This is a genomic window from Pseudoalteromonas sp. MSK9-3, assembly GCF_003590335.1.
GTDB lineage: Bacteria > Pseudomonadota > Gammaproteobacteria > Enterobacterales > Alteromonadaceae > Pseudoalteromonas.
In genome coordinates this window covers 62,468-76,328 of record NZ_MIET01000055.1, presented here as the reverse complement: position 1 = coordinate 76,328, position 13,861 = coordinate 62,468, and the positions used below count along the sequence as shown (strand labels likewise).

General features: G+C 41.8%; 14 protein-coding genes. 11 read left to right on the top strand and 3 right to left on the bottom strand.

The window, feature by feature from the left end:
* The first annotated feature begins 55 nt into the window (after positions 1–55).
* From BGP78_RS20525 to BGP78_RS20515, 3 genes are read left to right on the top strand one after another with little or no spacing between them, the layout of a single operon-like run.
* Entirely contained in the window at positions 56–670 is a 615-nt protein-coding gene (locus BGP78_RS20525) for a methylthioribulose 1-phosphate dehydratase (protein WP_119863150.1), read from the top strand.
* Complete coding sequence (mtnC, locus tag BGP78_RS20520; protein WP_119863149.1) at positions 667–1,350, top strand: acireductone synthase; 684 nt, start codon at positions 667–669, stop codon at positions 1,348–1,350. The genes BGP78_RS20525 and mtnC overlap by 4 nt, the downstream gene beginning before the upstream one ends.
* Positions 1,347–1,889, top strand: a complete 543-nt coding sequence (locus tag BGP78_RS20515) for an acireductone dioxygenase (RefSeq protein WP_119863148.1) — start codon at positions 1,347–1,349, stop codon at positions 1,887–1,889. Before mtnC ends, BGP78_RS20515 begins: the two co-directional genes overlap by 4 nt.
* A gap of 43 nt (positions 1,890–1,932) precedes the next feature.
* Here the strand turns inward: BGP78_RS20515 and BGP78_RS20510 are convergent, their stop codons facing one another.
* Positions 1,933–3,891 carry a S9 family peptidase gene (locus tag BGP78_RS20510; protein ID WP_119863147.1) on the bottom strand — a complete coding sequence of 653 codons (1,959 nt, stop codon included), beginning with the start codon at positions 3,889–3,891 and terminating at the stop codon, positions 1,933–1,935.
* A gap of 30 nt (positions 3,892–3,921) precedes the next feature.
* On the bottom strand, positions 3,922–4,944 hold the full coding sequence (gene mtnA / locus BGP78_RS20505) for an S-methyl-5-thioribose-1-phosphate isomerase (protein ID WP_119863146.1): 1,023 nt from the start codon (positions 4,942–4,944) through the stop codon (positions 3,922–3,924).
* A 122-nt stretch (positions 4,945–5,066) separates the two neighbouring features.
* Here mtnA and mtnK point away from each other — a divergent pair, with 122 nt between their 5' ends.
* The gene (gene mtnK / locus BGP78_RS20500; RefSeq protein WP_119863145.1) at positions 5,067–6,269 is read left to right on the top strand and encodes an S-methyl-5-thioribose kinase; all 1,203 of its coding nucleotides are present in this window, start codon (positions 5,067–5,069) and stop codon (positions 6,267–6,269) included.
* A 46-nt stretch (positions 6,270–6,315) separates the two neighbouring features.
* Here mtnK and BGP78_RS20495 read toward each other — a convergent pair whose 3' ends face one another.
* Positions 6,316–8,076, bottom strand: coding sequence for a DUF885 family protein (locus tag BGP78_RS20495; protein ID WP_119863144.1), 1,761 nt, complete (start codon positions 8,074–8,076; stop codon positions 6,316–6,318).
* A gap of 305 nt (positions 8,077–8,381) precedes the next feature.
* Here BGP78_RS20495 and BGP78_RS20490 point away from each other — a divergent pair, with 305 nt between their 5' ends.
* The 7 genes from BGP78_RS20490 to tatC all read left to right on the top strand — a co-directional run bounded on the left by BGP78_RS20490 (position 8,382) and on the right by tatC (position 13,860).
* A complete protein-coding gene (locus BGP78_RS20490; protein ID WP_119863143.1) occupies positions 8,382–9,383 on the top strand; it encodes a GGDEF domain-containing protein in 1,002 nt (333 codons plus the stop codon).
* 110 nt (positions 9,384–9,493) lie between these two features.
* Entirely contained in the window at positions 9,494–10,249 is a 756-nt protein-coding gene (gene ubiE / locus BGP78_RS20485; protein ID WP_119863142.1) for a bifunctional demethylmenaquinone methyltransferase/2-methoxy-6-polyprenyl-1,4-benzoquinol methylase UbiE, read from the top strand.
* 8 nt (positions 10,250–10,257) lie between these two features.
* Positions 10,258–10,860, top strand: coding sequence for an SCP2 domain-containing protein (locus BGP78_RS20480; RefSeq protein ID WP_119863141.1), 603 nt, complete (start codon positions 10,258–10,260; stop codon positions 10,858–10,860).
* Between the two features lie 11 nt (positions 10,861–10,871).
* Entirely contained in the window at positions 10,872–12,476 is a 1,605-nt protein-coding gene (gene ubiB / locus BGP78_RS20475; RefSeq protein ID WP_119863140.1) for a ubiquinone biosynthesis regulatory protein kinase UbiB, read from the top strand.
* 63 nt (positions 12,477–12,539) lie between these two features.
* The gene (tatA, locus tag BGP78_RS20470) at positions 12,540–12,767 is read left to right on the top strand and encodes a Sec-independent protein translocase subunit TatA (RefSeq protein WP_119863139.1); all 228 of its coding nucleotides are present in this window, start codon (positions 12,540–12,542) and stop codon (positions 12,765–12,767) included.
* A 5-nt stretch (positions 12,768–12,772) separates the two neighbouring features.
* Positions 12,773–13,084, top strand: coding sequence for a Sec-independent protein translocase protein TatB (gene tatB / locus BGP78_RS20465; protein WP_119863138.1), 312 nt, complete (start codon positions 12,773–12,775; stop codon positions 13,082–13,084).
* 32 nt (positions 13,085–13,116) lie between these two features.
* Positions 13,117–13,860, top strand: a complete 744-nt coding sequence (tatC, locus tag BGP78_RS20460; protein WP_119863137.1) for a twin-arginine translocase subunit TatC — start codon at positions 13,117–13,119, stop codon at positions 13,858–13,860.
* Position 13,861: the final 1 nt, after the last annotated feature.

Here is a 13,861-nt window from a genome sequence, read left to right as displayed (position 1 = left end):
TAGATGTATAGCCGTCTAAATTGAATTGTAATGCATAACGCAAAGGTAACATAAGATGCAAAATCATGCTGCAAAAAGCGCCTTGATTGAGACAGGGCACTGGATAAGCCAACAAGGATGGGTCCCCGCAACAGGCGGCAACTTTTCAATAAGAACTGATTCAGGGTTTGTTGTCACTGCAAGTGGGTATCATAAAGGGTATCTCGAACCCGAGCACTTTTTAGAGTTATGTGCTGATGGACAGATCACCGCTGGTACTGGCGCCCCTTCCGCTGAAACAGCGCTTCACCTTATGTTATATCAACTTAGTCCAAACACGGAATGTGTGCTCCATACCCATTCTGTTGCCGCGACAACATTATCGCGCTTTATTCGCAATGATACTTTGCACATCGAAGGCTATGAGATGCAAAAATCACTCCGTGGCATTGACAGTCATTTAACCCCTTTGCACATTGCTATTTTTGATAATGACCAAGATATCGAAAGACTCGCTTTGCGTGTCGCCAAACATCATGCCACCACACCGGTTGTGCATGGCATATTGATCCGTGGCCATGGCCTATATGCGATGGGTCATAGCGTTGCAGAAACTCGCCGCCATATCGAAGGGTTAGAATTTTTATTTGCTTGCGAACTTGAACGTATAAAACTAGAAGGTACACGATGATTAAAGCCATTATCACAGATATCGAAGGCACTATCACTCGAATATCATTTGTTAAAGATGTCTTATTTCCTTATGCCGCGAAGCATTTGCCCGAATTTGTGGAAAAACATCAACATACTCCTGAAGTCGCCACACAATTAAACGCAGTAAAACAGCTCATTGCCAACCCTATGGCATCCGTACCTGAGATAATTGATGCATTACTTAACTGGATAAAAAATGATGAAAAAGTCACCCCTTTAAAGCAATTGCAAGGGTTAATATGGCAGGCTGGCTATGAAAATGGTGATTTTACGGGTCATATTTATCCTGATGCATTTGAATTTCTCAGTACACAACACCGCGAGGGCACTCCTTTATACGTGTATTCATCAGGCTCCGTCAAAGCACAACAATTGCTGTTTGAATATTCTGATTATGGGGATATGAGGCCATTATTTCAGGCCTATTTTGATACCAAGATTGGCGGGAAAAAAGAGCCAAAATCATATCACTCTATTATTGAACAACTCCCGTATAGCGCAGCGGAAGTGCTATTCCTAAGTGATATTATCGAAGAATTAGACGCCGCTAAAACGGCAGGTTTAGCAACCTTACAACTATGGCGTGATGGTCAAGCGCAATCCCCTGCACATAATGCCATCACTGACTTTAATCAATATATGAGTCGCAACGTATGAGCCAACTTACTATTTACCGTCACGATAATCCCGCTCAACACACCTTTGATAGCCATGATCCAGCGCTAATAGCCCAGCAGCTTAGTCATATTGGTGTGAGGTTTGAACAGTGGCAGGCAAGTCATAACATTACAGATGATATGAATCAAGATGACATCATTGAGGCTTATCAAGCTGACATTACTCGACTAAAAGCAGCCGAGGGCTATCAAACTGTGGATGTTATAAGCCTCGCCAAAGGCAACCCAAATGCAGCACAATTACGCGAGAAGTTCCTTTTTGAACACACCCACAGCGAAGATGAAGTCCGATTTTTTGTCAAAGGACAAGGACTATTTTGCTTGCACGTACATGAACAAGTCTTTCAAGTGTTATGTCAGCAAGGTGATCTCATATCCGTGCCTAAAAATACACCGCATTGGTTCGACATGGGTAGCGACCCGGAGTTTAGTGCAATTCGATTATTTGACAACCAAGAAGGCTGGGTTGCCACGTCAACGGAGTCGGAAATCGCAAAGCGATTTCCACTGATAGATTAAATTTGAAAAAAGAAAGGCAACAGACGTTGCCTTTCATTCTAATTTAGAGTTTTAAATGCTCATCCAGAAATGCTAATACTGTTTTATAATATTCCGTGCGGTGCTTTTCCTGATAAAAACCGTGTCCCTCACTTTCCAGCAGCATGTATTTATATGAGTGTTCTGCCGCTTTTAATGATTTGATCAACGACTCAGCTTGCTCTATTGGTGCACGCTCATCTTCGCCACCATGCACTATAAGTACAGGTGCTTTCAGTTTATCGATATTGTAGCTTGGTGAAAACGCGCTCAACTCTTGCTGATCAGTCCCTAGCACCTGAGATAAATAGTTACGCCCGGATTTATGGTCTGCGACATCCCCTTCTTTAAACATAAGTGGTAAATCATATACACCGACTACCCCAACAGCGCATTTAAAGAGCTCAGGCTCAATAATCGCACTTTGTAAAGCAGAGTAACCACCAAAACTGGCACCCATAATGCACATATTTTTCTCATCAGCATACCCAGATTGGATTACATAACGTGTAGCATCAATAATATCGTGCTGAATTGCATTTCCCCACTGTCGATAGCCCGCCACTTCAAACTTACGCCCATAACCACCCGACCCTCTAAAGTTCACTTTAAGTACCGCTATACCCCTACTTGCTAATAATTGGCTATCAGCATCAAAACGCCAATAGTCTCTTGGCCCATGAGGACCACCGTGAGGCATAACAACTAATGGTAAATTTTTCGCCTCTTTACCTTTGGGTAACGTCAGATAACCGTGAAGAGTGATACCATCGCGTGCTTTGAATTTGATCGGCTTTGTTTCTGACATTTGATCCGCTAAAATCCACCCGCGTTGTGCAAATAAGAAAGTTAGTTTGCCTTTATTCTCATCATATAAATAGTACTGTCCTGGGTTTTTATCGCTCCAGACAAAAGCGATACTCCGTTTATTATCTTTGCTAGTACTTACTAAGTGCACCTGAGAATTTGGAAAAGTCGCCAATAATGACTTCAATTTTTTGCTATTTCTGGACTGACTATCTACAAATGCATAGCTGGGATATCCAGCTTCTAATTCAATAGCAAACACTTCCTTTGTAAAGTCATCAACCCAAACGTTTGTCGGCGATACTTCGTTATCTTGAAATACTTTTTCAGTTGCACCGGTTGCAAGATTTAATTTATAAATACCTTTTGGACCACCAGACTCCGAGGCTGCTATAAAAGCATGCTTTCCCGATTTATCAAAAGACCATGGGGTAACATCCTGTAAAGTCGTGTTTTGCAGTGGCAGTGGTTTCCATTTTTCACCGCGTTTCTCTCTAATATGAATTGACTGATGGATATAGTCATCCGTCGAAATAACAATCCGCACATTCCCCTGATGATCGGTTAAATAACGCCCCATTTTTGACGGTGACCCAGCAACTCTCTTGCGTATCCCACTATGAATATTTACTCGATAGACAACTGTTTTTGGTTCTTTAACTATGCGCCATGGGTAAGTTACTACCAAGATATGGTTACTATCATCGGGTAGACTGTCTAAAATGTATGACGTGCCACGCAATGGGGTTGATTTACGGATTGCAGAGCCTGTTTGCATTTCCCCTAAATAGCCCACTAAATAACGTTGATGAGACCCGTCAGAGTTCATGGCCATTAACTCCCCCCTATATTCAGGGTGTGCAGACCAACCTCTCAAATACTGTTTCTCGACTACTATCCGTTCATTATTAGCCCAAACATAGTCTCCAACCTGCCCATTACCAGTAAAACTGATCCCACTAATAATTTTATAACTCTTTAAATCGAGTATATAGAGGTTTTTCTTCCCCTCCACCTTCGATACAAAAGCAAGAAACTCCCCTCCTGGTGAGATTTTAATCTGGCTATAAGCCAAATCCTTACTGAAATGTTCAACAGGAATAGTATTATTCGCGCCTACCGACACAAAGCTATTCATTAATAAAGCTATAAAACATATTCTCAAAAATAATTGCATGGCACACCCTTGTCTTGTTTAACCGTCAGTTTACATGACTGCAATTCCGTTTTTCAATGCTAAAGGTGACTCATATACGCCACAATCAAGGATCCAGGCTGTTACTAAGAACGCCGGTGTTACATCAAAGGCAGGGTTATAAACTTGACTTGTTGAAGGCGCCCACTCACAGTTACCAAAGCTACCACTGACACCGCGTACCTCCGCATCGTCTCGATTCTCAATTGGGATCGCTTGACCATTCTCACAATTCACATCAAGGGTTGTTCGCGGCGCGACCACATAAAATGGAATGTTATGAAAGTGTGCCAAGACAGCCAAGTTATAAGTTCCTACTTTATTGGCAAAGTCTCCGTTAGCAGCAATACGATCAGCACCGACAAGAACCTTATCCACTTTACCAGCAGCCATTAAGCTAGCTGCCATATTGTCACATAATAAGGTATGGGGTATTTCCCAACTTTCTAATTCATAGGCTGTCAAACGCGCCCCTTGCAGCAAAGGACGTGTTTCATCGACCCAAACATGAATGTCCCCATAGCGTTGATGCGCTTTATAAATGACACCTAATGCAGTCCCAACACCAGCAGTAGCAAGTGCGCCGGTATTGCAGTGAGTTAATAGTTGATCGCCAGCTTCAACTAGGCTGGCTCCCAATTCAGCCATCGCATCACATAGTGCAATATCCTCTAAAAACAATGCTTCAGCGGTATCAACAAGCGCAGATACATAATTAGGCTTACTTAATGCTTGGCGCATTTTATTCATACAATGCATCAGATTCACTGCTGTCGGTCGCGTTGCTTCCAAGTCATCTATCGCTTGCGCTAACGCTTTATGTGTCTCACCTTGTTCAGCTAGGTAAGCAACGAGCAATGTTGCTGCCAAACCAATTAACGGTGCACCACGCACTTTTAATTCAACAATTAACGACTGCATATGCGATACCGTCTCACAGCGATGCCATTTACTCTGGTGAGGTAGCAAGTACTGATCTAGTACCCATACTGCACCATCTTGATATTTCAAACTCCGCGCTTCTAATGTTTGCATTGGCCGTCTCATGTTGAATAAAAGTCATTTGATATTCTACATCAAGATCTAAAGATGTATAGACATCTAAACGCTTAAAAATATAGAATGCTATCCACTTAATTAACTTGAGATAATAACCTATGACTCAATACTCTGTTTTTGATAGTGAAAAGGCGCTCGACTATGTGGCGTCTTTAGCCCCGCTCTTCAACCTACAGGCCCCACTGAATTGCTATGAATTTGGCGATGGCAACTTAAACTTAGTATTTAGAGTCAGTGACAGTACAGGTCGTAGTATTATTCTCAAACAGGCACTGCCGTATGCTCGCTGCGTCGGTGAATCCTGGCCTTTAACACTCGATAGAGCCCGTATTGAAGCCAGTGTTTTAAAGTTGCACGGTGTTATTTGCCCAGAAACGACCGTTAAAGTATTACACCAGAACAATCAATTGGCGCTCACAATCTTAGAAGACCTTGGGCAATTAGCAATTCTTCGTACCGCACTTAATAACAGTGAGACCTTTCCTAAATTAAGCAAAGATATTGCCACTCATTTGGCTACCACTAGCTTTAACTACAGTGATTTCGTACTGACTCCCGCTAAGAAGAAATCCCTCGTCAGTGAGTTTTTAAATCCTGAATTATGTGCCATTACTGAAGAGCTCTTCTTTGATGACCCTTATCATCAGCATGAACGAAATAATTTTCCCATAACGCTTACAGAACGTGTCAACGCATTAAGAAGCAACACACATCTTCGTCTTGAAGTGGCCAAACTAAAAGCTAAATTTCTCTCCTCACCGCAAACACTACTACATGGCGATGTGCATACTGGCAGTATCTTTGTCGACGCAAACACCACCAAAGTCATTGACCCTGAGTTTGGTTTTTTTGGTCCAATTGGCTTTGATTTGGGCTCTTTCGTTGGAAACTTACTATTAAACTACTGTGCACAACAGGCACGTATTGAAAGCTTGCCACAACGTCGTCAAATGCAAACTTATTTAATATCATGTATTGCTGAGTGTTTACTTACTTTCGAACAAAGCTGGAAAGACTTAGCCAATGCGCACAGCCTAGATGTGACATTGCGTGATCCAGTTTATATTGAATACTTTGTTGGCAGTATCATACAAGATGCCGTGGGGTATTGTGGTACCGAGCTCATTCGTCGTACCATTGGGCTCGCACATGTCGCTGATATTGACAATATCGAGGATGAGCAAGCTCGCTTAGCTGTAGCGCAGCACACACTGTTTATTGGCGAACAATTAATCCTGAATTCATCAAGCTGTACCAGCCAAAAACAAACCATGCAATTACTATTGAGCTTGCTTAATTAACATCGCACGGTGCCTAGGTAATAGGCACCGTACTGGTTTTTTTATGCTATTGATTAGCTAACTGTGCTTGAATATAAAGGTCAAGCTGCTCTTCTAACACGAACAAAGGCACCGAACCGTGGCGGAGTATTTGATGATGAAACTCTCGGATATCAAACTTTTCACCCAGTGCGGCTTCCGCTTCGTTACGTAAGCGCTTAATTGTTAACTCGCCTATTTTGTAAGACAGTGCCTGTCCTGGCCAAGAAATATAACGATCTGTTTCAGTTTTTATATTATGCAGTGATAGCGCACTGTTATCCTTCATAAAGTTCATAGCACGCTCTCTACTCCAACCAAACATATGCATGCCTGTGTCAACGACTAGCCTCGCAGCTCGCCACATTTCATACGTTAAGCGACCGAAGTTACTATAAGGGTCTTTATAAAAGCCCGCCTCTAAGCCTAAATATTCCGAGTATAAACCCCATCCCTCTCCAAATGCCGAAATATAAGTATTACGACGATAACCCGGTAAATACTCCAACTCTGCATTCAATGCTATTTGTAAATGGTGTCCAGGTACTGCTTCGTGTAATGTCAGAGCTTCAAGCACATATAGTGGTCGTTTATCTAACGCGTAGGTGTTCACCCAATAAAACCCAGCTTCATCATCCTTTGTAGCACCACTATACCTTCCGGTAGTATATTTTGGTGCGATGCTAGCAGGCACTGGTGCTACCCCATAAGGTCTACGCGGTAAGGTATGAAATAACTTAGGTAATTGCGCATCCATTTTTTTTGCTATGTAAGCAGCTTCTTTCAACAACTGTTCCGGTGATGTGGCATAAAACTGCGGATCAGTTCTCAAGAACTCAACAAACTCTGCAAATGTCCCTTCAAAACCAATACCATCAATAATCTCCTGCATTTCACTGCGGATCCTTGCCACTTCTTGAAGCCCTAATTCATGGATCTCACGTGGCGTCATCGATGTCGTGGTATAGTGACGTGCGCGGTTAATGTAAAACGCTTTACCGTGCTCAGTTGCAGAGATACCTATTTCTTGTCGTGCAGCCGGCTTATATTCATTAACGAAAAAATCAAAATAACCTTGATAAGCCGGGATAACCTGTCGTGTTAATACACGCTGTGCTTGTGTTTGTAATTCAGCAAATTCTATCTCTTCAAGGTTTGCAGAATTAACTAAAAATGGCGTGTAAAATTCAGAAGTTGTGACATCTTGCACGATAAAAACAGCAATCGACTCTTCATAGCCTTTTAACACTGCCTGTGGTTGAGTCAGGCCAACCTTCATGCCTTCTTTCATCCACTCAATATTTTGTGAAAAATAGCGCGGGATTTGCGCCAGTCGACGTAAATACAGCTCAAAGCCCGATTTACTAGAAAAGTCATGCCCACCCACCATTGATGACATACCTGAGTGAAAACCATACTCAGAGGTCAACGGGACATAATGACTATTAAATTCATACTCATCCACGTCATTTTGGATTTGTGCACGCAATATCGTATGGTTGATTTTATTTTCGGCGCTTAAATTTTCCACCGCCAGTGTATCTAGTCGACTAAGTAACTGGCGGTTTTTTTGGTAGGTAAGTGCCAAGCTCTGCGGCGACAAGTCAGGTAATAAAAAAGCATCATCAAGCGCTGTTTTAGCATATGCATTATCTGTGACTCTCATTGCTTCGATTTGATCTGCTATCTCAGTAAACCGTGTATCAATATTAGTTTGAGTGAGCTGGCAAGCAGATAAGCAAACGCTCAATACTGCGATTGCCGTATAATTTGCTAAAGTGTGTTTCACTTGAAGACCTTATTTTCTAAGAATATGCTGGCACTGTATCTAAGCATATCAATTCTCCGCAACTAATTTCGATAGACGCCACAATTGACATTAGTGCAAAAATCAAACAAACGATAACAAGTTGGCTGTAAAATCAGCAAGTAGACCCATTAAACTCAACTTTCTATTTCAAAACTATCGATTTTGCTTTTAAATACGAGCGTGACTCAGTAATGTAGCACCCACTGAAGGGACATTAAGCAACGGCCCAAGGATATCAAGATTGCACACACACTTTTAGCTGACCTATTATTGCGGTAATTGACATGATATTCCATGACCCCATGGCTGTTGCACAAGAGAAAATGACAAAAGTCTGCCTATTTTTAGAGCAACATCACTTACCGCCGACGCCACTAAACTACCAAGTTACCTATACCTATATAAGTAAGTCTGATCCTGATCTAAATGCAGCACTTGATCGCATTTTAAACAGCGGGCAAAAAATCGATAGTATCTATTTAGAACAACTTTACTTTGAGCACATCAATCAGGGTCATCAAGAAGAAGCTGCCATGTTAAAGAATGTAGATGGCATGCTATCTACATTACAAAGCTCTACGCAAAGCTCACAACGTAATATTAGTCAGTTTTCAGAACAGCTGCATCATTGCGTACACAGTTTAGATGAACACAATATTAAACAAAGCAAACGTGCTTTGCAGCTCCTATCAAAGCAAACCGATGCATTGCTACAACACCATGCTCATTTTAAAGAAACACTAAAAAAAGCGCGTATCACCCATCAAAAAACGCAGCAACAGCTACTTAAGCTCAGAAAACAATATATCATTGACCTTCAAACGGGCATGTATAAACGTCATTACTTAAATCAACAAACACAGCAGTGGCTAAAGCAACAAAAGTCTATTTGTGCTATTGCGATACAAGTAGAGAATATCCATGAATTCTCAGACAAATATGGCGATGCGATTGGCGAAATTGTCCTTAACCGTGTAGCCAAGAAGATTCAAAAGTATGTGTTTGAAAGTGGTTTACCTGGACGAACAGGTAAAAATGAATTCACCGTGTTACTGCCGGATATAGAACCTGATACCGCGCTAGTTATCGCTGAAAAAGTGCGTAAAGGCGTAGAAAAACTCAAATTCGTGAGCTCAAAAAGCCCGCTGGAGCTGCCAAGTGTTGAGTTATCTGTTGGGATAGTAAAACAACAGAATGAAGCTGACTTTACAGCGCTTGCGCGAAAAGCCTCTCAAGCCGCACATAAAGCCCTTATTTTAAAACAAGAATACTACATCCCCTCTTAGCTGACTAATCTTACAATAATCAGACAAAATCACATGGTTATGAATTGCACGTCAGTCACGCGATCAAGTACACTAAGCACATCATAGTGTTCACCCCAAAAGAGAAAACAATGAAAGAGTCGCCGCAAGATACTGCTGATTTTGGTTATAAAACTGTTGATCGTGAAGAAAAGGCATCGATGGTCGCCGATGTATTCCATTCAGTGGCTGCAAAATACGACATTATGAATGATTTAATGTCTTTTGGGATCCACCGCCTTTGGAAGCGCCAAGCCATTGCTTGTTCAGGTGTAAGAAAAGGCCATAAAGTACTCGACTTAGCAGGTGGTACCGGGGACTTAACGGCAAAATTCAGCCAGTTAGTAACAGACAGCGGGCAGGTTATTCTTGGCGATATTAATGACTCCATGCTAAAAGTAGGTCGCGAGAAGTTACGTGATTTAGGATTAGTCGGTAATATCGAATACGTTCAGATGAACGCTGAAGCCTTGCCATTTCCAGACAACTCATTCGATGTCATCACAATTGCCTTTGGTCTGCGTAATGTGACTGATAAAAATGCCGCACTGCGTTCTATGTACCGAGTATTAAAACCGGGTGGCAGACTATTGGTGTTAGAGTTTTCTAAAACAGACAATGAAGCACTGTCTAAGCTATATGATTTCTATTCCTTTAATCTACTGCCTTCGATGGGTAAAGTGATCGCAAATGATAGCGAATCATATCGCTACCTTGCTGAGTCGATTCGCATGCACCCAGATCAAGAAACACTTAAGGGTATGATGGATGAAGCTGGTTTTGAACAAACTACCTACCAAAATATGACAGGGGGTATTGTCGCCCTGCATCGTGGTTTTAAATACTAGAGGCTATTATGATTGAGGTCATTGCATGTGCCGCGCTTGAAGCAGCTTTAAATCGTTTGCTCTCATTGGAACCTCAGCTTGATGCTGAACTACACACGAGTAAGCATAAGGTGCTGTGTGTTGAATTACGTGATTGGCAACAGAGTATTGCTCTGACCTACACAGGCAAACAATTTATGCTATTCAATCAGTATACTGACCCAGCAGATTGTAAGATCAGTGCAAACGTAGACACACTGATGCAATTATCCAATCCCAGTATACTCACACACCTGATACGCCAAGATAAACTCGATTTAGACGGTGATCTGCAATTAGCGCAAAGCTACAGCAATGCCTTTTCTAACTTAGACATTAACTGGGCTGAACATCTATCCCGTTATTTAGGTGATGCCCCTGCTCAGCAAATTGCCAATTGTTTTCAAAATGCTAAAGTTCACCGCGTCTCGGTCAGCAAAACATTGCAAAATACACTGAGTCAATTGTGCCAAGACGAACTAAAAGTGACAATTCACCCACTTGAGCTTGAGCAATTTAAAATGCACACCCGCCATGTAAAAAATCACACTGCGCAGTTAGAACAGCGCATTCATTCGTTACTTAATCGCTGAGGAATTCGACGTTGGCTGTTGCGCGTTTATATCAAATCACTCGTACTTTGCTGCATTATGGATTAGACGACCTGATCCCAGATAAAAAACAACCTTGGTATGGCAAACTGGCAAGAAAAAGCCTTTTCTGGCTAAAGAATCAACACAAAGACAAACCTCTTGGTCTGCGGCTAAGACTTGCCTTACAAACTTTGGGCCCAGTGTGGATAAAGTTCGGGCAAATGTTATCAACACGCCGTGATTTATTACCCCACGATATCGCACTAGAGCTCGCACAACTACAAGATAAAGTACAACCATTTTGTGGCAAACAAGCACAACAACTCATAGAGCAGGCCCTACAAATCAATGATATTAGTGAGCTCTTTAGCGAGTTCGATCAAACCCCTTTGGCCTCAGCATCTATTGCACAAGTACATACAGCACGTCTACATACAGAGACTGACAGTAAAGAGGTGGTGATAAAAGTTATACGGCCTAACATCGCCCAACAAATTGAAGCTGACCTTGCGCTGATGGCAAGGTTTGCCAGTATATTGGTAAAAATAGAGAGCCAAAGTAGACGCTTACGCCCTATAGAAGTAGTTAAAGAGTATAAAAAAACATTATTAGATGAACTCGATTTACTACGTGAAGGTGCTAATGCCTTGCAGCTCAGGCGTAATTTTATTGACTCAGATTCCTTGTATATTCCTGAAATATACAGTGACTACTCTCGTAAAAATGTGCTTGTCATGGAGCGTATCTACGGGATCCCAGTGTCAGACACTGATGCACTATTGGCCCAAGGAACCAACATGAAGCTCTTAGCTGAGCGTGGTGTTGAAGTATTTTTCACTCAGGTTTTTCGCGACAGCTTTTTTCATGCTGATATGCATCCAGGTAATATTTTTGTCTCACCTCACACCCCCCATAACCCCAAGTACATCGGCATTGACTGCGGGATCGTGGGTACTTTAAATAAAGAAGATAAGCGTTATTTAGCTGAAAACTTTATTGCCTTTTTTAATCGTGATTACCGACAAGTCGCACAGCTTCATGTTGATTCAGGCTGGGTGCCCGCTGATACATGTGTTGAAGAATTTGAATTTGCGATTCGAACTGTTTGCGAGCCTATTTTTAATAAGCCGCTCGCTGAGATCTCTTTTGGTCATGTATTAGTAAACCTATTTAACACCGCAAGACGCTTTAATATGGAAGTGCAACCTCAGCTGGTTTTACTTCAAAAGACCTTGCTGTATGTAGAAGGGTTAGGTCGGCAGCTCTATCCACAGCTTGATTTATGGCAAACCGCAAAACCCTTTTTAGAGCAATGGGTTAAAGAACAAGTTGGCCCTTGGTCAGTGCTTAAGCAAGTGTATGCAAACTTGCCATTCTGGGCAGAGAAAATGCCAGAGCTACCTGATTTACTTTACCAAACACTGAAGCAAAGTAATCGTAAAGTCACAGCACCAGCCCCTAAGTCAAATACAAAGCAGATGCTCTTAGGCATGTTGGCATGCAGTACAACAATCACCAGTTGTTTGTTGTACTTAGCAAATGATGCAATGGCGGCCAGCTTAACAATGCTGGTATCAACAGGGTTATTTATCGCCGCATGGCGTAAAACAGGATGATATTTTATACACTCAGCGTATAATCATTTTTAACAACTACAGTTCATTATCAACGGAGTAAATATGGGTTTCGGCGGGATAAGTATTTGGCAACTATTAATTGTTTTAGCCATCATAGTTTTGTTATTTGGCACAAAAAAGCTACGCGGTATTGGTGGTGATTTAGGTAATGCTGTAAAAGGGTTTAAAAAAGCAGTCTCTGATGAAGACAACAAAGCACCCGAGCAGTTAAAAGACCAAACCACACAACAACAGCAAGAAGCAGCTGAGAAGCAAAAGGATAAGGTTTAACCGTCATGGGAATGTGGGAATTAGCCGTTGTGTTAATCGTCGGTTTGATTGTACTTGGCCCAGAGCGTTTACCTGTCGCGATCAGAACAGTTAGTCGATGGATTAAAACCATCAAATCCATGGCTAACTCAGTAAAAGCGGAAGTAAATGAAGAGTTGCGTGTTCATGAACTCCACAGCAACTTAAAAAAAGCGGAAGAGCAAAACATGGCAGACTTATCATCAACGGTAAAGCAGTCTGTCGAGGAACTTCAAAAAGCAGCTGAATCTGTACAGCATAGCTATAAGAATAATACTAAGCAGTCAGGTAAAGAGTAACCTCTGTGACCAATTAGAGTAATGAGTACACTATGTCAGATACGCAACAAAGCGGCTTCATCGGTCACTTAATTGAGCTGCGCAATCGTTTGATGAAAGCGATATTAAGCATTTTGGTAATATTTATCGCCTTGGTCTATTTTGCCAATGATATTTATGCATTTGTTGCAGCTCCTTTAGTTGCGAACCTTCCTGCCAATAGCACGATGATAGCCACGGATGTAACCGCACCTTTTTTCGCCCCCTTTAAACTGACGTTGTTCGTCGCCTTATTTTCAGCAGTGCCTATGATTTTACATCAGGTGTGGAGCTTTATCGCACCTGGCCTCTATAAGCATGAAAAGCGTATGCTTATCCCCATCCTGTGTTCTAGTATATTATTATTTTATGCAGGTATTTCATTTTGTTACTTTGTGGTTTTACCTATCATTCTCGGCTTTTTCACAAGCGTAGGGCCTGAAATGATGACCCTCTCCCCTGACATTAGTAGCTACCTCGCATTTGCCCTTAAATTGTTTTTTGCTTTTGGCGTTGCTTTCGAAATCCCTGTCGCTATTATGGTTTTGTGTTGGAGTGGGGCTACAGATATTAAAAGCCTAAAGGAAAAACGTCCTTATATTGTGGTTGGTGCGTTTGTTATTGCTATGTTTTTAACGCCACCCGATGTACTTTCGCAAACCTTGCTAGCATTACCGATGCTGCTCTTATTTGAGTTGGGGTTGGTGCTGGCTATCTTCTATTCAAAGAAAGCAGACACAGTGGAACATGAGCAATGAA